Here is a 22,268-nt window from a genome sequence, read left to right as displayed (position 1 = left end):
AGATATTGAGGTTCTAAGTTGCTAAGTTTTTTATTTTTTGGAAGCCAAAGAATAGGCATTTTATTAAACATGGTTTCCCGCTTTCGGCTATATCTCTTCGTTTCACTACGAGGATACCGTCTCTATCGGGGCTAGGTTTAAACAATTGGTTTTCTTTAAATATTTTGAAAAACTAGATATTATAAATCATTCGTAATTTTTCTTTAAAATCTGAATAGGAAATAAGTCTACCAGCTTTTATATCATCCTCACTTTTTTGAAGTTCTTGAATAATCGTGTTATCTGGAAAATCTTTAAAAGAATCTTCCAAATTTTCTATAATTTCATCCATTATTATATCTTTTTAGTTTTAATTATTTCCCAAATTCAATTATTATGCTACATATTATTATGCTGCATAAATTTAAATAGCCGTTGGTTTTAATCAACGGTTTTTTGAAATTAGAAAACAAGGCTTTAGCCAAACTTTATTTATTTTGGCTAAAGCCTTGTTCGTGTTATAAACTTAACCGTTGGTTAAAACCAACGGCTATTAAACATTAGCATCTTAGCAGCTTTATTTATAAAATACATCGTAAGCAAATCGAATCAAAGTTCCCACAACAACAATCAAAAAGAAAATTCTAATAAAACCATTTCCTTTATTAATTGCGAGTTTTGCACCAAGCCAGCCGCCAAGTCCGTTACTTACTGCCATCGGAATTGCGATTGACCAGATGATTTTCCCTTTTATCATAAACAAACAGATCGAACCAAAATTCGTTGCCAGATTTACCATTTTAGCATTCGCGGAAGCGTGCAAAAAATCAAAACCTAAAAGCGCAATAAAAGCAACCACAAAAAAACTTCCTGTTCCGGGTCCAATAAATCCGTCGTAAAAGCCAACAATTATACTAATGACAACTGCATAAATTATTTGTGTTGCTGCCGAATGATCTTTGGCAACATGCTGTCCGAAGTTTTTCTTTGCGTACGTATATATAAACAACAGTGACAAAACGACAAGCAAAAGTGGTTTCATAAAATCATTGCTTACCAAGGTCAAAATAGTAGAACCCAAAAATGCTGACGGAACTGCTAAACACATCATAATCAAAAGCAATTTCCATTGAATAACTACTTTTTTCAGATATTGAAAAGCTGCAAAAGCTGTTCCGCTAAAAGCTGGAATTTTTAAAGTTCCTATAACTGTTGAAACAGGTAGATTTGGCAATAAAATTAATCCCATTGGTGTTTGGATAAGTCCGCCGCCGCCCACAATTGCATCTATAAATCCTGCCGCAAAAGCTGCCAGACAAAGAAAAAGTATTATGTATGAATCCATTAAAAGTGTATTAAAAAACAAGTAGCAAAAGTAAGTTTTACAATTTGTTTATTCGTGTAAATTTAAAGTGGATTTCTCGTCAAAAAGTATATTTTTGCTAAAAAAATTTACCCAAATGGATTTTACAAGAATTATAGAATTAGCAAGTTATACTTTACCTGCAATTGTTACCGGATTTGTAGCCTACAGTTTTTTTGAACTGCATATTAAAAACAATGATAAAAAGCGTGCTTTTTTGTTGAACAGACAAGCGCATAAAGAATCGCTTCCGATACGTCTACAAGCTTACGAACGTATGACATTATTTTTAGAGCGTATCAATTTGACCAAATTATTAATCAGAATCACTCCTATTTCTCACGATAAACATGATTATGAAAATTTTGTAATCGACCAAATCGAACAAGAATTTGAGCACAATTTAACGCAGCAAATTTATATGTCTGATGAATGCTGGACAATAATTACGACTGCAAAAAACTCAACTATCCAAATGATTCGTAAAGCTGCTATGAGCGACCGTGTTGACAGTGCAGATAAACTTCGTGAAGTTATTTTAAATGAATTATTAGAAAAACAATCTCCAAGCAATGCTGCTTTAGGTTACATTAAAAACGAGGTTGCTGAACTTTGGTAAGATAATAATTTTAGATTGCAGATTTTAGAGTTCAGGTTAAAAGCATTTCCAATCTAAAATCAGCAATCTGCAATCTAAAATCACCTATTATCACTCATAACCTCAGACTTATTCTGAGCATATTCATAACCTTGTTTCCACCATTCTTTCATTATTTCCTTATTGAAAATTAGTGCATTATCGGTTAATTTAGTCGGAGTGTAATATAAATTAAGTTTTACATCTTTAGTGTTTGCCATAAGTTTTCCTATAGCAATATCGTGTTTTTCAACTTGATCTAAAGCAATTCGGAACAAATCAATCATTAACGAAAATGGATTTTTACCAATAACCATTTTGCTTGTATTGACTTCTGTTTCCAAAATAATAACATCAATTTCTGTAGCGCCGCGGTTAATAGCTTCACGAATTGGAACCAAACTTGAAAATCCGCCATCGCCATATTCGTAGTTGTTTTTTGAAACCAAACTCATAAACGGAACATAATTACTGGAGATCCAAGACCAATCGCAAAACTCTTCATAACTGCAATCTTTTACTGATTTGTATTCTGATTCATTTTTAGTGAAATTGGTGACCGTAATAATTACGTCATTATTCATCTTTTTAAGATTATTGAAATCAGAAAGAGAAAAATTATTTCTAATGTATTTCTTTAAACCTTTGCTTTCGCCAAAAGTTCTCTTTCCCTTAAAAAACTGACGAAGTACATTAAAGTGATTAATCGTCACGATATCTACTCCTTCTTTTACTTTTACTACAAATGGACAAATATTAAAAATACTGGACATTGTAACATTGGTATAAACGGAATGTATTTTTTTGATATGACCGAGAGCTAAATGTGGAATAAGTAAACTTCCTGTAGATGTTCCTATAAATAAATCGTATTCATGATGTTTTTCTTCAATTAAATACTGTGCAACTCCTCCGGCGAAGGCTCCTTTACTTCCACCACCAGAAATAACTAATGCTCTCATAAAATATATAGTAGGTTTTGTTTTTGGTTAGAAAATAGAAGAAAGAAAATAGAATATAGACTCACCTAAAAATCTATTTTCTTTCTTCTATTCTCTATTTTCTATTCTTTTAATAAACGATTCAATTGAAACTGTTCATCGGGGTTCAAATTAGGTAAAATTCTATTAAATGAAGCACGCATTTCTGAATTTTTTAATAAAATCCTGATTGAGTCTCTTCCGAATTTTGAAAACTGCCACATATGGTGCGTTGTAGCGTTAACTAAATTGGTTAAAACTTCATCGTTAATAAACTTAAACGCAATCAATTTTTCTAGCGCATTCTGGCGTGTTGTTGCTTCATATTTTGTTGTAGAAAAAGAAATTAATTCATTTATCAATTCTTCAGGATTACTGCTGTAATCCTGAGTCGATAATGCAAGCGACAGCCACAATGTACGAAGATTATAATCGTTAAAACCAATCCAGTTTTTCGATTTATCAAGATATTCTTTTCTATGATTCGGGAAGTTATTCCATAAATAGAATAATGCGGCTTCTTGTGTTTGATACGATTTATCCTCTAAAAGTGTTTCATATTCTGTTCTAAAATCTTCCGGGATTTTTGATAAAGTTTCTGCTAAAGTCTGGCGCAGCTGCACATTATTTTGATGTAAAGCTTTCAGTAATAACTCTTTTTTATCTTCATATTTTTCAGTTTGTAATTGAGAAATAATTGCTTCTTTTACTGAATGATGAATATCTGAATCCATAGTTTTAGTGAAGAAATCAAGCTTTTCTTTTAAAGGTGCTTTCTTTAGTTTATCCACTTCTAAGCGCACTTTAATTGCATTGTTTTTGCTTAATAAAGCATTGGCAGTCGGCGTATCAAAAGCTGTAGATTCCAGCCAGGTTTTTTGAAACTGAACCAAATCAAAATCCGAAACTTTTTTAATTTCGTCGAAGAAATTCTCTGTGTTTACATTCTTGAATGCATATTTATTCAAATAGTTTTTTATGGCTTTTTTAAAGGCTTTGTCTCCAATAGATTCATGTAAAACGAAAAGTGCCCATGCGCCTTTTTCATAAAAAGTGAGCGAACTGGCTTTTCCATTTAAAACCGGAATAGTATCTGTTCTTGACGCAAATTTTATCTGCTGTGCCGTATCATATAATTTGGCATAAAAGTAATCATCTCCAAAAATATTTCTTTCTGCCAATAATGCATAATACGTTGCAAAACCTTCCTGAAGCCAGTGATGTGTGCTGCTTTCGGCAGTAATTAAATCTCCAAACCAATGATGTGCCAGTTCATGTGCATCAACATTAGTATAATTTCGATCTGTAAAACCAATATTATCCACTACATAACGAGTTGTAAAAAGTGTCGTTGTTGTATTTTCCATTCCGCCATACAAAAAATCGCGAACCGGAATCTGCCTGAAAACTTTCCACGGATATTTTATGCCAATTTCTTTTTCCAGGAAATCAAAAATTCGTTTTGAATAACGGTATGTTGGCTCAAAACGTGAAGCATCTTTGTTTTCAATATAATATTCTAACGGAATTTTAGATTTAGATGTAAATTGCTTTTTGTCATATTTTCCAATAGAAAGCACTAATAAATAAGAACTCATTGGGTTTTCCATTTGGTATTGCCAATGTACCAAATTATCTTTCTCCGTTTTGCTTTTTAAAACTCCGTTTGAAACAACCTGATACTCTTTTTTATAGGTAATTCCTAGACTGAAAATTACTTTTTCATTTACATCATCAAAACTCGGAAACCAATTGCTGGTGTATCTGCCCTGCCCCTGCGTCCAGATTTGAATATCATCATTTTCTATATCTACAAAATATAAGGCTTGTTTTGGTTTTACGTTGTAACTGAAAGTCAGATGATTATTTCCTTTCTGGAAGTTATTGATGATTTGTAATTCTTTGTTTGTATTAATAAAAATTACATCTTTTCCATCAATTTGAACATTTGTAAACTGCATGTTTTTGGCATCAATTTTTATCGTATCAATCGGCTGTAAAACCTCAAAATCGTAATCTACTTGTCCGTAAATTATTTTTTGGGAATCAACGATATTCAATTGTCCTGAAACCGATTTAAAATCAACATATTTGGTTTGCTGTGCAAAAATGAAAGTGGTTATAAAAAAGAAAATGTATTTCATTGCAATTATGAATTTATAGAATCCGTCTCCCAAGATATTGGATTATTTTTAATATAATCATAAATTGTTTCAAATGTTTTGTAATTTCTAACAATATGATCGTGATAGTTTTGCTGCCAAATTGTTTCAAAACCATTGATTTGTTTTGTCGTAACCGATTTAAAAATAGCAACAAAAGATGAAATGGAATTGGGTTTACGAGATAAATTTGATTCGTTCGCAAATTTTGACAACGATTGGTTTGATGAATTTGATAACGATTGGTTCTGTAGAGACGCACAGCAGTGCGTCTCCGCAAAGATTGTCGACAAAGATTGCGTTTCATTCGTTGTGGATATGCCGGACGTAGACGCACTGCTGTGCGTCTCTACAATATGCGATATGTTAATTTGCGATGCTCTAATCTGCATGTTTAAATTTGATTCATTTAGTGATTTCGACAAAGATTGGTTCTGTAGAGACGCACAGCAGTGCGTCTCCGCAAAGATTGTCGACAAAGATTGTGTTTCATTCGTTGTGGATGTGCCGGACGTAGACGCACTGCTGTGCGTCTCTACAATATGCGATGTTGTAATTTGCGATGTTTTAATATCCTGCGTATTTCCTTGAATTTCAATCAACAAATGAATATGATTTGGCATCACAACCCAATTATGGAAAAACCAATTTTTACGAATCTTTATCGATTTCAAAAGCTCATTCTCCACAATCTTTCCATTTTCATTTAAAATCATTTTTCCATCTTCAACAGATCCAAAAATGCATTTTCTATCTTTTGTAACCATCGTAATGAAATAAACTCCTTCACTTGAATAATCCCAATCCTTCAATCGGTTGGAATCAATTTTTAATTTGTCCTTATATAGTGTCATAAATTGGCGTGTAAAAACCCAAAGTTACAAAGGTTCAACAACAAATCGAATGAAATTTGTAAGTTTACCACACAAAAATAACCAAACGTGTCTATACCTAAAAAAGCCTTATTTAACTGGAGCAGCGGAAAAGATTCTGCATTAACATTATACAAGATTCTTCAAAATCCTGAATTTAAAATCGAATGTTTATTAACGAGCGTGAATCAGCAATATCAGCGAATTTCAATGCATGGCGTTCGTGTTGAATTGTTACAGGCACAGGCAGAAAGCATTGGAATTCCATTAAAAATTATGCAGGTTCCGGAAATGCCAACAATGGAAGTTTATGAAACCGTAATGACAGAAACCTTGACGGAATTAAAAAACGAAGGAATTACGCATTCAGTTTTTGGAGATATTTTTTTGGAAGATTTACGAAAATATCGTGAAGAACAATTGTCGAGAATAGGCTTTGAAGGTGTTTTCCCTATTTGGAAAATCCCAACTCACGATTTAATTCAGGAATTTATTTCTCTTGGATTTAAAACGATTGTGGTTTGCGTAAACGAAAGATATTTAGATAAAAATTTTGTCGGCCGAATTATCGATCAGGATTTTATAAATGATTTACCTGAAAACGTTGATGTCTGCGGAGAAAATGGAGAATTTCATACTTTTACTTTTGACGGGCCAATTTTCTCTAAACCTATTGATTTTGAAGTTGGTGAAATTGTTTATCGAAAATATGAAAAACCAAAAAGTCAGGATTCATCCAATAAAGCCTGTGACACAAGTGCAACAGATGCTTTTGATTTTGGATTTTGGTATTGTGATCTTATTTAATTGTTTCAATATAAAAACAAATTTATATGCCTTTGCAAGAAAGTTACGAAGTAAAAAAAGTGCTTCAGTTTCTAAATGAAATTAACATCAATGTAATTGAAAAAGAATTAGGTACAACTTTTTTACCCGGCTTAGATTTAGGGCCAAATTGCATTTATATTGATTATAATAATTTACTATATCCCGGAGATATTTTACATGAAGCCGGACATCTGGCCGTTACAACTTCTGTAGAAAGAAAATTAATAGGTACAGACGAAATCTCATCTGAATGGCCTACTCATGGAGAAGAAATCGCAGCTATTCTATGGTCATTTGCCGCAGCCAAATATTTGAATTTACCTTTAGAATTTATATTTCATCCAAATGGATATAAAAATGATTCTGATTGGTTAATTTCAAATTTCAGCAATGAAAATTACATCGGTTTACCTCTTTTGGAATGGATGGGTTTATGTCTGGGAAATGAACTTGCTGCTAAAGAAGGAAAAGCTGCTTTTCCAGCAATGCTAAAATGGATGCGGGATTAATTCTGTTCCTCATACATTGCTAACAAATTCGTAACCGTATTCAAGTTACGCATTGTGCCAATTACATTTAGTTTTTTCTCTATGTATTTCAATTCCAATCTTGTCTTTCCGGCGCCAACAGCATATTTAATATAAATCCTGTTTTCGTCAATAGTTGCTTCGTCTGGTTTAAACTGACTGATTTTTAAATCATGTATGCTTTCTTTTTTCAAAGCAATCGCAACAAAAACAATATAAAGTTTTTTGATATCAATATCTTTTTCTTTCAAATAAAGATTGTTTGCAAAACACAATTCTAAATCCTTTTTTGCAATTACAATGGCAGGAACTTCATGTCCGAAAACCTTAAAAATTTCCTGTTTTATCATAAAACCCACTTTTGCAGCATCTTCTTCACTATCAACAAAAACATTTCCGGATTGCAAATAGGTACGAACATTTTGAAAACCAATATTTTCCAGCATTGTTTTCAAAGCATCCATTTTGATCATATTGTGACCAGAGACATTGATTCCGCGAAGAAGTGCTAAGTGTGTTGCCATTTTTAAAAATTTAGTCAAAGATAAATATTCATTGTATCAAAACTAGTCTTCATCTTCACCAATTTCTATATCGAATTTGATTAAAAAATCATTGAGTTGTTTTTTATACTTTGCTTTTGCTTCATCAACGATTTCATCAGCCTCTTCGTTAGTTTCTATAGGTTCTAAATTAAATTCCTTTTTAACCCATTGCTGGAACTCTTCTTTATTTTCATTTTCTTCGTAATATTCCTCATCTTTATAGAAATAAGCATTGTCAAAATCGACTGAAACTTCGGTATCTAAAGTTAAAAGATGAATCAATTTTCGGGTATTTTCAGCTACAACATGAATTCCGCCTTCGTCGCCAAAAACTACTATTGGGCAATTATTTAAATCTTTATCAATAAGCCAGTACGCATACGAACTTCCTGAACCGTTTGCGCCTGCAAATTCAATAAAACTATTGTAGAATTCTTCTTCTTCAGACCATGTTTTTATTCCGGTTTTATCATCATAAATTAACAAACCAAAACATTCTGAATAGGTTTCAGATCCATACTTTTGATCAAATTCATATAATTTTACTAAATCTTCGGGTAAAGCATAATTGCCAAACTGAAAAGAGAATTCTTCTAATGAAAAACTGTTATTATATTCCTGATATTCAGTTTCTTCATCGTCGTCTTCATCTTCTTCTTCAGAAGGTTCTGCTGTCAAAACTTCAAAAGCTTCTAATGCAGCACATTTTACAGTAAACATTTCTATTCCAGGTGCAGTTTCATTATTGGCCCATTGATATTTCGTGTCTCCTTCTTCATCAAGATATTCCAGAACGAGCGTGATTTCTTCATCATCATGGCACCATAAAGCACGCATTTTAATATTAAAACCATTTCCAATTTCTTCAGAAAGCTGGCTGTATTTCTTTCCTTCATAAGTAAACGGAATAAAGGAATATTCGTTTGTACCGCTCTTTTTACTTATTCTGCCTATGTGTTTTACATATTCTAATTGAGATAAAACTTCCACCATATTTATAAACTGACTACGAAAATCAGTATACATATACTTTTCTTTTTTATCGTAATCAAGAATAGAAAGTCCTTCTTTAAAAACGTCTTCGTGGTAATTGTTTCCTAGTATTTCAGTTCCATTTGAAATCTCGATAAAAGAATCATCGACAATATCAGATAATTTATGTGTGGATGGAAAGTAGTTTTCAATTGTAATTATATTGCCTTCACCATCACTTAGATTGCTGCAAATCATTATATCCGGTCTGTTTACGCTCACAATTGCCTGAATATCTGTAAAACGTTCAAAATGCATCAGCATATCGTCGCTGTAAATTAACCATGCTGCAACATCGCCTTTTACAAAAAGTTCACCATGATTGTATTCACCAATAATGGTATCGCATTTTAAGCCTCCGCCTAAATAATGAACATTTCCAAACAAAGTGATATTGACCGTTTTAGTTTCTCCCAAAACAATCAAAGCGGGCGAATTATCGGTATCAAAAGAACTTATCAATTTTGTGACATTCAGATTTCCTTTAAAAATAAATCCCAGAATAAAAATATCCTGATGTTCTTCTGTAGTAAAATCCATTTCAAAGGATTCCATTTCTACATCATCTTCTGCTAATAAAAATATTGGATTTTCTTCATAATCAGGAAAACGCCAGGTATCTTCAAAAACATTGTAGATTTTCTGGTTGTTAAAATCCGTAAGATCTCCAATAATAGTGTGGGCTTCGTTTCTATTAATAACTTTAAACGTAACACCTGCAAACACAATAGTTTCAAAAGGAACTTTTTCTTCTTTACTCATTTTCTTAGTGGCTTATATTTAAAACAAATCTAATAATTATCTTTATTTATTAAAACAAAACTTACTATAAGCGAAAAAAACTCTGTTAAGTTTCTAACAGAGTTTTTATATTTTAAATTTCGTGAAATCTACAACTATTTTGTTTTTTCGTATACCAATGTCGGACCATCGCAATTTTGCCATGTACTTATTAGTTCTTGTGCTTCATTAATAAATAATTCTTCGCTTAAATTTCCGGTACAGCTTTCTATAATATCGCTTGTGCTGGTATAAGTTAATATAAAATGCTTCTGATTTTGAATTTCTGTTATCGAAAAAGTTCCTGATGCCGTTGTTGTAACTCCATCTTTTGTTCTGGTTTTTATAAACGTATTATCTTTTTTAAAATCATAATATTCCAGATATTGCGGCTTGCCAATAATATAAATAGCTTCAACAAAAGAACCTGTAGATCTGGTAAGTTTCCATTTTCCGTAATAAGTAAAAGAAGATCTGGAATCGGCATTATCACTTGAACAGGAAACAATACTTAACATTAATATAAAAATAGAGGCAAATTTTTTCATTTTGATTTTATTTTTAAAGTTTAACTATATAAATAGATGACAATATTGTTAAAAGGTTGCTTATCTGCGTAATAAAATTTTTCAAAACTAATGTACTTTCAAATTTGCCAATTAAAATTTATCTTCGCTTTTCAAATTAAATCCCAAAATAGAAATTCCAAATTCCAATACCGAAATCTAAAATCAACAATCTAAAGTCTAAAATCTAAAATCCCTTCATGTCTAACAATCTTCTTGATACTCCTATCGAATACTTAAAAGGTGTTGGCCCAAGTCGCGGTCAATTGCTTCGTAAGGAATTGGGAATTCATAAATATGGAGATTTAGTCAATTTTTATCCCAATCGATATATTGACAGGACGCGTTATTATAAGATTAACGAACTGCAAAATACTGGAAGTGAGGTTCAGATTGTTGGAAAAATTATCAACATAAAAACGGTTGAATTTGCTAAAAACAAAAAGCGCTTAGTTGCCAGTTTTGTTGATGAAACTGGAATGATTGAACTGAACTGGTTTCAGGGTCATAAATGGATTCGCGAAAGTTTAAAACTAAACGAACAGCTTGTTATTTTTGGAAAATGTTCTTTGTACGGAAGCCAATTTAGTATGGCACATCCGGAAATTGAATTGTTGAGCGAACACGAAAAAAGTCTTCGTTCTGCCATGCAGCCGGTTTATCCATCGACTGAAACGCTGACAAACCGCGGAATTTCAAACCGAACGATCAATAAAATGATGGAACAATTGTTTATTGAAACTCAGGCTTTGTTTACCGAAACTTTCCCGGCTTATTTACTTGAAGAATTAAAGCTGATTCCGAAAAGAGCGGCTTTATTTAATATACATTTTCCCAAAAGTGCAGATGCTTTGGCGAAAGCCCAATTTAGACTAAAGTTTGAAGAATTGTTTTTTATTCAATTACAATTAATCACTAAAAACTTAATCAGAAAACATAAAATAAAAGGGCATCCGTTTACAAAAGTGGGAGAACTTTTTAATGATTTCTACCAAAATCATCTTCCGTTTGATCTGACAAATGCCCAAAAAAGAGTGATTAAAGAAATTCGCTCAGATATGGGAAGCAACGCTCAAATGAACCGATTGCTTCAGGGAGATGTTGGATCTGGAAAAACGATTGTGGCTTTTATGAGCATGCTTTTGGCAATTGATAATGGCTTTCAGGCATGTTTAATGGCGCCGACAGAAATTCTGGCAAATCAGCATTTTATTGGATTGTCTGAATTTGCTAATACACTAAACATCAATATCAAAATATTAACGGGTTCGACTAAAACTTCTGAAAGAAAAATTATTCATGAAGAATTAGAAAACGGAAATCTGCAGATTTTAATTGGAACTCACGCTTTGTTAGAAGATAAAGTAAAGTTTCAAAGTTTAGGTTTGGCTGTTATTGATGAGCAGCACCGTTTTGGTGTAGAACAACGATCAAAATTGTGGAAGAAAAATGATATTCCCCCGCACGTTTTGGTTATGACGGCAACTCCAATTCCGAGAACTTTAGCGATGAGTTTATACGGAGATTTAGATATTTCCGTAATTGATGAATTACCGCCTGGAAGAAAACCTATTGAAACGGCACATCGTTTTGATAGTAATCGTTTAAAAGTCTGGAAATTTCTGCGTGATGAAATTGCAAAAGGAAGGCAAATTTATATTGTATATCCGTTAATTCAGGAATCTGAAAAAATGGATTATAAGGATTTAATGGACGGTTACGAAAGTATTTCAAGAGATTTTCCACTGCCGCAATATTCAATTTCGATTCTGCACGGAAAAATGAAACCTGCGGATAAAGATGCAGAAATGAAACGTTTTTCTGAAGGAAAAACCAATATTATGGTCGCAACAACTGTAATTGAAGTTGGTGTAAATGTGCCAAATGCCAGCGTTATGATTATCGAAAGTGCCGAACGTTTTGGTTTATCGCAATTACATCAATTACGCGGACGTGTGGGCCGTGGCGCGGAACAGAGTTATTGCATCTTAATGACCAGCCACAAATTAAGTGCCGACAGTAAAACCAGAATGGAAACGATGGTACAAACAAACGACGGTTTCGAAATAGCCGAAGTCGACCTTAAACTTCGCGGTCCGGGAGATTTAATGGGAACGCAGCAAAGTGGTGTTTTAAATTTACAAATTGCTGATATTGTTCGCGATCGTGACATTTTATCTTTGGCACGAAACTACGCCTTAAAAGTTTTAAAAGAAGATGCTCCGCTCCAAAAACCGGAACATGCTATTTTAAAAATGGTTTTTATAGAATTGACTAAGAAGAAAAATATTTGGAATTATATTTCGTAAGGTTCAAAGGTTCAGAGATGCAAAGTTTCAAAGGTTTTAACTTGACGAATGTCATCCTGAGCGAAGTCGAAGGCTTATGAAATACAAGCATACTGAGCACCTTTGAACCTTTGTCACTTTGCACCTTTGTACCTCAAAAAAATACACTCCACTGCATCAATAAGTTTTACATATTCAGGTGATTAGATTTGTTGGGGAGCAAACTTTTGATTTGAATATTACTTTGACGCAATGAAGTATATTTACTAAACTATTTCTTGGGCGGCGTTTTATCAAATAAACCGCTAAATAAGCCTTTGCTTACTTTATTTTTATCATCTTTTCCTGTGGCTATTAAATGGTCGATATATTCCATATAAGTCTTTTTTCGCTCTTCTAAAAAGCCAACCAAATATTCTTCAGAAGCAATTAGTCCACTTGTTTCTTCAATCTGTAAAAGCTTTTTGTAAAGCGGTTCAATAAATTTCGTAATAATAGGTTCAGGAACTGATTTTCTGGTTCCAAAATAACCTACAATATCTCCATCAGCATCGGCAATAATTTTAAAATCGGTTACAACCCAGTAATAACGACCGGTTTTTGCCATATTTTTTATAATAACATGAATATTTTCACTTGATTTAATGCTGTCCCACAAGAATTTAAAAATAACTTTTGGCATATCAGGATGCCTCACAATATTGTGAGGCTGTCCTACAAGTTCAAATTCATCATATCCTGAGACATCTATAAAATCTTCATTGGCATAAAGAATCGTTCCGTTTTTATCTGTTTTACTAAGTAATACTTTATTTTTATTCCAGTCGACTTCTCTGTCAGAAGGCGTTGGACGGTTAAATCTCGTATCCATAAATTTGCTGCTAATAATTAATAAATGGTTGATTGTGCGTGTAAAAATGTTGGTGCGGGGAAGTTGGTTTTTATAGTTTTTAATTTCTGGTATTAGTCGATTTTACATGAATATCATTTACTAAATCATCAATTTTTTTGGCACTTTCACGCATCATATCCAAATACGTCAAAAGCTTATCATTATCAGTATGTCCTTTTGAAACATCAATTAATTTTAAAACAGAATTTACAGGAAGTTTTAAATCCAGGGTTGTTCTGTGAATAAAATCGTTGTATTCTTTTGTAGCCGATAATGAACTGTATTTAGCAGAAGCCAGTTTCATGTTTTCTAATTCGTATTCATCAGAAATTTTAGAGATGTGATTATGGCTGTGTTCTTTAAAATAATAAGCCCAATAACCATTCATAAAAAATACAACGGCAGCCAAAACAGTATGAATAATAAGCGTTTCTAAATCAAAATTTACCTGAGAGAAATAAACCTGAAGTCCGTTAGCATCATTATAAACGAAGTTTTGCAAATAAGCCAAACCAGCGTGATGAAGCACAACCAAAAGCGTTAAGGGAATCTGCAGTTTCCAGTTTTGATAAATAATTAAAATAGTACTCGCAATGAAAACCGTAAAATGCATTTCGAATAAACCATGCATTTGGTAAATATATTGTGCCATAAATACTGCCAGTATAACTGACAGAACATATTGATAAAATTTAGAATTCTTTAGAAAAAACTTCGCCGAATAATAGGCCAAAAGGTTCAGCGTTCCAACTCCTACTCCAATTTCGAATGTATCATACTTAAAGGATAATCCGATTCCGAGAAGAAAATAAACGGCTAGAACATAATTAATAATGATATCTGATTTTTGAGTCATAGTCGACATAAAACTGTGCAGATAATCTTGCTCATTTAAACTGGCTTTTGTTTTCATAGGTTTAAAAATTTTAGTTAGTGATAGATTTTATTTAGTGCAATTTGGTAATGAACATCCGTAAGCTCTAAGAGCCAAAGCATTAAATGAGGGCGAAATATTTTGTTTTAACAGCGATTCGATCGCCATTTGGGCGTAATTACTTTCAGCATCTGTGCAATATCTTGTTTTGTTATAATTACCTCGATAATATAAATTATGATCAGCATCTAAAAGAACAGCCTGCGGCGTCGAAATTACACCGCATTTTTGAGCGATGCCTTCATCAAAATAAACCGGAATTGCTGCTCCAAATTTTTGCTGAATTTCTTCGATAGAAAAAGTTTTCTTTTTGTTTAAGACTACAATTTTAAAATTGACTTTATCGCCATATTTCTTTATCAAATCACTCACATGCGGCACATTAAAGCGTGAGCACGGACAATCCGGATTAAAAAAGTGAAAAAAAACAGGTTTGTTATCAAATGCACAGCATTGCGACAAATCAACTTTGGCGCCCATTGCAATAGCATGATAATTCTTCGGAATTGGCGTTGGCAGACTATATTTAAATTCATTCTGCCAAAAAAGATAGCCAATTGAAAATGATAATAGTGTAAACCATAAAGCTAAGAGTAATTTTTTCTTCATATATTATTTTTTTAGTAATTAAGAATAAAAAATATAAACACTTGTTAATATAATTATTGAATAATTTCTGTAAAAACCTCAAAAAACAACACCTAACTCAATATTTTAACAATTAATCTTACAGTATATTATAAGCATCATTGATAAAATCGACATTTTGTTTAACATAGTAATGTTACAAATAAATTCGATAAAGTGCAAAGAAAATCGGACAAAAACGAAAAAAAATTATGAAACCTAAGTAATCATTGATAATATAAGAAGATAAAAATCAAAAAAGATTAAATTTAACTTTCCAAAATAAAAACATATCTATTTGACTACAAGACAAATAAACCAAAACTCACTTCAACTGTTAAGAATTATTTAAAAAAGTAACATTTACATTTAAACCTTTTTTTAAAAACGATGTCTAAAAGCAAACTTTTGCAATTACAGCTCATGAAAACGATTTGAAATTATTGTGATCCAAGTGTTAAATAAAAGCTAACGCCTTTTGGTTTCAGCACAAAAAGTTAAATTTGCTAGTTGCATAAAAACATACAACAAAAAAACATTCACCTAAATTTTATGAAATTAAAACACCTAATCTACGCCTTGATAATCATCGTTTTAGGAGGATTTATTACCTATCGAATAATATCCAACAAAGGAAAAAATGACGAATCAAAAAAATCTGGCGATAAAGATAAGCCAACAACTGTAACCGGACTTGTTATTAAAACTTCGACTTTTGATAATAATTTATCTTTATCTGGTTCAATCGAAGCAAACGAACAAATTGAAATTCACAGTGAAGTTTCGGGAATTGTAGAGGGTATTTATTTTAATGAAGGAACTTACGTGAATAAAGGTCAGGTACTTTTTAAAGTAAACGACATTGAATTAAAAGCGCAATTAAGACAAGCGGTAACCAGAGAAGGTTTAGCTGCAGAAAACGAAAGAAGGGCAAAACTTTTACTTCAAAAAGAAGCCATTAGCCAGGAAGAAGCAGATGTTGCAAGAGCAGATTATGCTTCGGCACAGGCACAAAGTCAATTAATTAGAGCTCAAATATCTAAAACTTCTGTAAAAGCACCATTTTCAGGAAAAGTAGGTTTACGTTCTATTTCACCGGGAACTTATATTACACCAACAATTGTGGTAGCAAAATTGGTCAATACAGGAAAATTAAAAATTACATTCTCAATTCCGGAGAAATATGCAGCGCAGGTAAAATCCGGTTCAATAATCGATTTTAATGTTTCCGGATCTGATAAAACCTATACAGCAAAAATTTATGCAATCGAGCCAGAAATTGCAGTTGCAACACGTACATTACAAATTCGCGCTATTGCAGATAATACCGACGGAAAACTTTTCCCAGGAACTTTTGCCGATGTAAAATTACCATTAAATATTATTAAAGATGCTATAGTTGTACCTTCTCAGGCTATCATACCTGTTCAGGACGGTAAAAAAGTGTTTATTGCAGATATGGGCAAAGCCAAAGAAGTTATGGTTGATGCCACAACAAGAACTGATGCTTCTATTTTGATTTTATCAGGATTAAAAGCCGGAGATACTTTAATAACAAGCGGTGTTATGTCATTAAAAAACGAAGCACCAATAAAAGTTAAAGTAAAATAGTCATAAAGCCGAAAGTCATAAAGTCCAAAGTCGTAAGACTTGAATATAGATTTAAAGAGCAGTAAGATTTAGCATAAATCTGAAATCTAAAATCAACAATCTAAAATCAAACATGAGTTTATCAACTACAAGTATAAGAAGACCTGTTTTAACCATTGTACTGAATCTATTAATTATATTATTCGGTTTTATTGGTTATACATTTTTGGGTGTTCGTGAATTTCCTTCCATCGATCCTGCTCAGGTTTCTATTAGAACCAATTATACAGGAGCCAATTCTGATATTATAGAATCACAAATTACGGAGCCTCTTGAAAAAGCAGTAAATGCAATTGACGGAATTCGAAACATAACATCATCCAGTAATCAGGGAAGCAGTAACATTACCATCGAATTTAATCTGGATAAAAATCTGGAAGAAGCCGCAAATGATGTTCGTGACAAAGTTTCGCAGGCTGTTCGAAGTTTACCTCAGGATATTGATGCGCCGCCGGTGGTTTCTAAAGCCGATGCAGATAGTGAATCTATTATTTCGATGACGGTTCAGAGCGATACCCGAAGTTCTTTAGAACTAAGCGATTATGCCGAAAATGTAATTTCACAGCGCTTAGAAACTATTCCCGGAGTAAGCGGGGTTCAAATTTGGGGACAAAAACGTTATGCGATGCGTTTATGGATTGATCCGATAAAATTAAATGCTTACAACTGTACTGTTGCTGATGTTCGGGATGCCTTAAATGCGCAAAACGTAGAATTACCTTCTGGAAAATTAACTGGAAACAATACCGAATTGACCGTAAAAACCATTGGAAACCTTTCGAAACCAGAAGAATTTAATAACATTATCATTAGAACAGACGGAGAAAAAATTGTTCGTTTGAGCGATGTGGGCGGTGCCGAACTAGGACCTGAAAATATCGAAACTTCTTTAACATCTTCGGGACTTCCAATGATTGGTTTAGCCATTGTACCAATGCCAGGAGCCAATTATCTTGATATTTCGAAAGAATTCTATAAAAAATATGATGCTTTAAAAAAGGATCTTCCAAAGGATATAAAACTAAATATTGCACTTGACAATACGCTGTTCGTAAAAAAATCGGTACTTGAAGTTGCCGAAACTTTAGGAATTTCGATCATTCTGGTAATCATTATTATTTATCTTTTCTTTAGAGACTGGGCCATTGCGTTCAGGCCTTTAATTGATATTCCCGTTTCGTTAATTGCTACTTTCTTTATCATGTGGCTTTTCGGGTTTTCCATCAATGTATTGACTTTATTAGCCATTGTTTTGGCAACAGGATTAGTTGTAGATGACGGAATTGTAGTAACTGAAAATATCTTTAAAAAGGTCGAAGAAGGAATGTCGCCAATTGAAGCAGCTATTAAAGGTTCTAATGAAATTTTCTATGCTGTAATCTCTATTTCAGTAACACTTGCGGCGGTATTTTTGCCTGTAATTTTCCTAGAAGGTTTCGTAGGCCGACTCTTTAGGGAATTTGGGGTCGTTATTGGTGCGGCTGTATTAATTTCTGCCTTTGTATCCTTGACTTTAACGCCAATGTTAAATGCTTATTTAATGAAAGGCGGAGAACAGAAAAAATCAAAATTCTATATTAAAACAGAACCATTTTTCGAAAAAATGAATAGCGGTTATGCGGAGTCTTTAACCAAATTCATGGATAAAAAATGGATCTCCTTCCCTATCCTTATTGCTTGTTTTGGATTGATTTATTTGTTTTTTACTATACTCCCAAAAGAAACTGCTCCTTATGATGACAGAAGTTCGGTAACCATGAGAATGACCACTCCAGAAGGCTCTTCTTATGAATATACCAACCGTTTTATGCAGGAAATATCAAAATTGGTTGATGATTCTATTCCGGAGAAAAAAGTCAGCTTGGTAATTACCGCAGGAGGTTCCGGAGGTTCTGCAACAAATTCCGGTTTTATCAGGCTTTCGCTGAAAGAACCAGACGAAAGAAACAAGTCTCAAAAAGATATTGCTGATCAATTATCAAAATGGACAAAAAAATATCCAGATGCTAAAACATCGGTAATTCAGCAGCCTACAATTGCCGTGAACCGACGTGGAGGTCTTCCGATTCAGTACATTATTCAGGCTCCAACTTTTGAAAAACTAAGAGAAAAAATCCCTGTTTTTATGAATGAAGTAGGTAAAAGCGATGTTTTCTCGACAACAGATGTCAATTTAAAATTTAATAAACCTGAAATCAACGTAAGTATCGATCGTGAAAAAGCAGAGAGTTTAGGAATTTCTATTATTGATATTGCACAAACTTTACAGCTTTCGTTAAGCGGACAGCGTTTTGGATATTTCATTAAAAACGGAAAACAATATCAGGTTATTGGCCAGTTTGATCAAAAAGACAGATCAAAACCGCTGGATTTAACTTCGATGTTTGTAAAGAACAAAAGCGGACAATTAATTCAAATGGACAATGTTGTAAATGTTGTCGAGCAGAGTAATCCGCCGCAATTGTACCACAACAATCGCTATATGTCTGCAACCGTTTCTGCAGGTTTAGCACCGGGAAAAAGTATCAGCGACGGTATTGAGGAAATGGACAGAATTAAAGCCAAAGTTTTAAACGAAAGTTTTACAACAGATTTAAGTGGAGAATCGCGAGATTTTGTCGAAAGTAGTTCGAATACATCTTTTGCATTTGGATTAGCTTTATTATTGATTTTCTTAATTCTTGCGGCACAATTCGAGAGTTTTATCGATCCGCTTATTATCATATTAACAGTACCAATGGCGGTTGCCGGTACCTTATTTTCACTTTGGTTATTCAATCAGACCTGGAACATTTTCAGCCAGATTGGAACCGTAATGCTTATTGGTCTGGTTACGAAAAATGGTATTTTGATAGTCGAATTTGCCAATCAGTTACGAGAGCAGGGCAAACCAAAAATGGAAGCCATTCTTGAAGCATCAGAGGCACGTTTACGTCCAATTTTAATGACGAGTTTAGCGATTGCATTAGGAGCATTACCAATTGCAATGTCACTTGGAGCAGCTTCTACTAGTAGAATTGGTATGGGAGTTGTAATTGTAGGAGGAACTATTTTCTCTTTGGCGCTGACTCTTTTTGTGATTCCTGCAATTTATTTTATGTGGTCTAAAGCCAGAAAACATTATCCTGAATTTGATCGTATCGATGAATACGAAAAAGAAAGTAAATAATATTAGCCATGAATTCACGAATAAAATTTGTGAATTCGCGGCAAAAGAAAAATAATATGAATATTAAGAATATATACTGCACTTTAATAGTTCTGTTCTTTTGCATTTTTAAAACAAATGCACAGGAAGTTTTGACTATTGAAGAAGCAATGAAAATCGCTTTAGAGAATAATTTTGAGATTAAAATTGCCAAAAATAATTCGACAATAAGCGAAACAAATGTTACTGTAGGAAACGCCGGAATATTGCCAACAGCTACAGCTAATATTGTTGACAACAATAGTGTTACCAACTCAACTCAGGTACGTCAGGACGGAACATCAACTACATTAAACAATGCAAAAAACAACAGTTTAACGTATGGAGTTAGTTTAGGCTGGACAGTTTTTGACGGCATGAGAATGTTTGCGAGATACGATCAGTTAAAAGAACTTCAAAAATTAGGCGATTCTGAATTAAAAAGAACTATTCTCGTAAAAATTGGTCAGGTAAATGCTGCTTATTATGATTTGGTTCAGCAACAGCATCAATTAGCGGCTTTAGATACTACAATTGTAATTTCTAAACAAAGAGTAGAATTAGCACAAAATCGTTTCACCATTGGTAAAGCTTCAAAATTAGAAGTTTTAAATGCGCAGGTTGATTTAAATACAGATCAGGTTACTTTATTAAGACAAAAAGAATCCTATGCGAATGCTAAAATATTATTGAACCAATATTTAGCGCGTGATCCTAAAATTAATTTCAAAGTAACTGATGTTGTTACTGTTGATGAAAAACTGGTTTTGGCCGATTTAATGAATTTGGCACAAAAACAAAATCCGGCTCTGGAATCGCAAATTATCAATAAACGTATTGCCGAATTACAGCTGAAACAAGTAAAAGCAAGCAGATATCCAACTGTAAATTTAACTTCTGGTTATAATTTTGCCGAAAGTCAGTCGAGTTTAGGATTTACAAGTGAAAACTCTTCAAGAGGTTTTACCTATGGTTTTAATGCTTCGATGAATATTTTTGACGGATTTAATCAGCATCGAAATGAAAAAGTAGCCAAGCTTCAAATCGAAAATTCTCAAATTGCAATCGATCAGCAAAATATGATTTTAAACACGCAATTAAGCACTGCTTTTCAAACGTATTTAACCAATTTAGAACTTATTGATTTAGAAGAAAATAACGAAGCAATCGCCAGACAAAATTTAGAAATTACTTTAGATAAATTCAGAATTGGAACTATCACAACCATTGATTTCAGAACGGCTCAGCTCAATTATGTAAACGCAAAAGTTCGTTACAGCAATGCACAATACGAAGCAAAATTATCTGAAATTGCCTTAAAAGAATTAGCAGGAAATATTAATTTTTAATTTTTCAACTAATAATTAAGAGAACCAGAACCACTTACCTATAAAATACAAAGCATTAGTTTGAACTCATCTTCATCTGCTAATCTCCTAAATCTGCGGAAAAAAAAATCAGCTCGCAGATACAGCAGATTCAGCAGATTTTTTTTCAAATTACAACAAATTAGGTGATTTTTTTAGTTTAAATTTGTTTCAAAACAAAATTTAGATGATCTCTTATAATACCAAAGAATGGTTTACGTTCATATTCCATTTTCATAAATCAGATACCGTTAGAAAACTATTTCCAATCATGCTTGCGATTGGTGCTTATGCCGCAGCCGTTGGATATCTGGAAGTTGAATATTTTAAAGTTGGCAAAAATGATTATATCCACAACATTCCTATTATGCACGGAATGCTTGGTTTTGTCATTTCGTTATTGCTGGTTTTTAGAACAAATACCGCTTATGACCGCTGGTGGGAAGGACGTAAACTTTGGGGAGGTTTGGTAAACAGCAGCCGTAATCTGGCTATTAAATTGTCTGCAATTTTAAAAGACGAAAACGACAGGAGTTTCTTTAGAAAATTTATCCCGTTGTATGCTGATATTCTGCACAAACATTTAAAAGATGCTGATACCAGTAAACAGCTTTTTGAAGATGTTGATTTAGAAATTGACCATCATAAACACAAGCCCAATCAGCTTAAAAGAATCATGTATCATAAAATCAATGATTTGTATGATGCAAAGAAAATCACAGGCGATCAATTAATCATTTTAAATGACGAATTGCAGTCGTTTACAGATATCTGCGGTGCGTGCGAGCGCATCAAAAATACGCCTATTCCCTACTCTTACAGCGCTTTTATCAAGAAATTTATCTTCTTTTATACCATGACGCTTCCGTTTGGGTATTCTATTAGTTTGGGATATTTTGTAGCGCCGGTTGTCGTTTTTATATTTTATGTTTTGGCGAGTTTGGAGCTTATTGCCGAGGAAATCGAAGATCCGTTTGGAGATGATGAAAATGATCTTCCAACAAAAAAGATTTCTGAAAACATCAAAAAACATATTGAAGAATTGATTTAAA

19 protein-coding genes are annotated in these 22,268 nt (G+C 33.0%); 8 read left to right on the top strand and 11 right to left on the bottom strand.

Features of this window, described 5'->3' with window-relative positions:
* Positions 1-172: 172 nt before the first annotated feature.
* Both NLJ00_RS18100 and NLJ00_RS18095 read right to left on the bottom strand, forming a co-directional pair.
* Positions 173-331, bottom strand: coding sequence for a hypothetical protein (locus NLJ00_RS18100; protein WP_159439045.1), 159 nt, complete (start codon positions 329-331; stop codon positions 173-175).
* Between the two features lie 225 nt (positions 332-556).
* Positions 557-1,324 carry a sulfite exporter TauE/SafE family protein gene (locus NLJ00_RS18095; RefSeq protein ID WP_073481342.1) on the bottom strand — a complete coding sequence of 256 codons (768 nt, stop codon included), beginning with the start codon at positions 1,322-1,324 and terminating at the stop codon, positions 557-559.
* A gap of 115 nt (positions 1,325-1,439) precedes the next feature.
* On the opposite strand from NLJ00_RS18095, the gene NLJ00_RS18090 reads away from it, so the two are divergent.
* Entirely contained in the window at positions 1,440-1,961 is a 522-nt protein-coding gene (locus NLJ00_RS18090) for a DUF7935 family protein (protein WP_053471407.1), read from the top strand.
* Between the two features lie 80 nt (positions 1,962-2,041).
* Here the strand turns inward: NLJ00_RS18090 and NLJ00_RS18085 are convergent, their stop codons facing one another.
* From NLJ00_RS18085 to NLJ00_RS18075, 3 genes are all read right to left on the bottom strand, one after another.
* Entirely contained in the window at positions 2,042-2,941 is a 900-nt protein-coding gene (locus NLJ00_RS18085; RefSeq protein ID WP_053471406.1) for a patatin-like phospholipase family protein, read from the bottom strand.
* Between the two features lie 101 nt (positions 2,942-3,042).
* Positions 3,043-5,103 carry a M1 family metallopeptidase gene (locus NLJ00_RS18080; RefSeq protein WP_256634862.1) on the bottom strand — a complete coding sequence of 687 codons (2,061 nt, stop codon included), beginning with the start codon at positions 5,101-5,103 and terminating at the stop codon, positions 3,043-3,045.
* A 5-nt stretch (positions 5,104-5,108) separates the two neighbouring features.
* The gene (locus NLJ00_RS18075) at positions 5,109-5,975 is read right to left on the bottom strand and encodes a transposase (RefSeq protein WP_256634861.1); all 867 of its coding nucleotides are present in this window, start codon (positions 5,973-5,975) and stop codon (positions 5,109-5,111) included.
* A 93-nt stretch (positions 5,976-6,068) separates the two neighbouring features.
* Here NLJ00_RS18075 and NLJ00_RS18070 point away from each other — a divergent pair, with 93 nt between their 5' ends.
* Both NLJ00_RS18070 and NLJ00_RS18065 read left to right on the top strand, forming a co-directional pair.
* Complete coding sequence (locus NLJ00_RS18070) at positions 6,069-6,800, top strand: Dph6-related ATP pyrophosphatase (protein ID WP_256637481.1); 732 nt, start codon at positions 6,069-6,071, stop codon at positions 6,798-6,800.
* A gap of 26 nt (positions 6,801-6,826) precedes the next feature.
* Positions 6,827-7,330 carry a hypothetical protein gene (locus NLJ00_RS18065; RefSeq protein ID WP_256634860.1) on the top strand — a complete coding sequence of 168 codons (504 nt, stop codon included), beginning with the start codon at positions 6,827-6,829 and terminating at the stop codon, positions 7,328-7,330.
* Here NLJ00_RS18065 and NLJ00_RS18060 read toward each other — a convergent pair.
* The 3 genes from NLJ00_RS18060 to NLJ00_RS18050 form a co-directional block, all read right to left on the bottom strand.
* A complete protein-coding gene (locus tag NLJ00_RS18060) occupies positions 7,327-7,872 on the bottom strand; it encodes a DUF1697 domain-containing protein (protein ID WP_053471478.1) in 546 nt (181 codons plus the stop codon). The two genes, NLJ00_RS18065 and NLJ00_RS18060, sit on opposite strands and share 4 nt — an antisense overlap.
* Positions 7,873-7,914: 42 nt before the next feature.
* A complete protein-coding gene (locus tag NLJ00_RS18055) occupies positions 7,915-9,687 on the bottom strand; it encodes a hypothetical protein (protein ID WP_256634859.1) in 1,773 nt (590 codons plus the stop codon).
* Positions 9,688-9,821: 134 nt separating this feature from the next.
* Complete coding sequence (locus tag NLJ00_RS18050; protein ID WP_256634858.1) at positions 9,822-10,253, bottom strand: hypothetical protein; 432 nt, start codon at positions 10,251-10,253, stop codon at positions 9,822-9,824.
* A gap of 218 nt (positions 10,254-10,471) precedes the next feature.
* On the opposite strand from NLJ00_RS18050, the gene recG reads away from it, so the two are divergent.
* A complete protein-coding gene (gene recG, locus NLJ00_RS18045) occupies positions 10,472-12,580 on the top strand; it encodes an ATP-dependent DNA helicase RecG (RefSeq protein ID WP_256634857.1) in 2,109 nt (702 codons plus the stop codon).
* Positions 12,581-12,830: 250 nt separating this feature from the next.
* Here the strand turns inward: recG and NLJ00_RS18040 are convergent, their stop codons facing one another.
* The 3 genes from NLJ00_RS18040 to NLJ00_RS18030 form a co-directional block, all read right to left on the bottom strand.
* On the bottom strand, positions 12,831-13,430 hold the full coding sequence (locus NLJ00_RS18040) for a PAS domain-containing protein (protein ID WP_256634856.1): 600 nt from the start codon (positions 13,428-13,430) through the stop codon (positions 12,831-12,833).
* 79 nt (positions 13,431-13,509) lie between these two features.
* Positions 13,510-14,364, bottom strand: coding sequence for a hypothetical protein (locus tag NLJ00_RS18035; RefSeq protein ID WP_053471397.1), 855 nt, complete (start codon positions 14,362-14,364; stop codon positions 13,510-13,512).
* A gap of 30 nt (positions 14,365-14,394) precedes the next feature.
* Positions 14,395-14,994 (bottom strand): TlpA family protein disulfide reductase, encoded by a 600-nt coding sequence (locus NLJ00_RS18030; protein ID WP_256634855.1) that lies wholly within the window; start codon positions 14,992-14,994, stop codon positions 14,395-14,397.
* A 570-nt stretch (positions 14,995-15,564) separates the two neighbouring features.
* On the opposite strand from NLJ00_RS18030, the gene NLJ00_RS18025 reads away from it, so the two are divergent.
* From NLJ00_RS18025 to NLJ00_RS18010, 4 genes are all read left to right on the top strand, one after another.
* Positions 15,565-16,623 (top strand): efflux RND transporter periplasmic adaptor subunit, encoded by a 1,059-nt coding sequence (locus NLJ00_RS18025; protein WP_256634854.1) that lies wholly within the window; start codon positions 15,565-15,567, stop codon positions 16,621-16,623.
* A 112-nt stretch (positions 16,624-16,735) separates the two neighbouring features.
* Positions 16,736-19,831: an efflux RND transporter permease subunit gene (locus NLJ00_RS18020; protein ID WP_256634853.1), complete on the top strand. Its 3,096-nt coding sequence runs from the start codon at positions 16,736-16,738 to the stop codon at positions 19,829-19,831.
* Between the two features lie 56 nt (positions 19,832-19,887).
* Positions 19,888-21,198, top strand: a complete 1,311-nt coding sequence (locus NLJ00_RS18015) for a TolC family protein (RefSeq protein WP_053471394.1) — start codon at positions 19,888-19,890, stop codon at positions 21,196-21,198.
* A gap of 205 nt (positions 21,199-21,403) precedes the next feature.
* A complete protein-coding gene (locus NLJ00_RS18010; protein WP_053471393.1) occupies positions 21,404-22,267 on the top strand; it encodes a bestrophin family protein in 864 nt (287 codons plus the stop codon).
* Position 22,268: the final 1 nt, after the last annotated feature.

Origin of the sequence: Flavobacterium panici (assembly GCF_024499525.1) — a bacterium.
Taxonomy (GTDB): domain Bacteria; phylum Bacteroidota; class Bacteroidia; order Flavobacteriales; family Flavobacteriaceae; genus Flavobacterium; species Flavobacterium panici.
The sequence above is the reverse complement of the archived record's forward strand: the minus strand, read 5'-3'. Positions and strand labels throughout refer to the sequence as shown.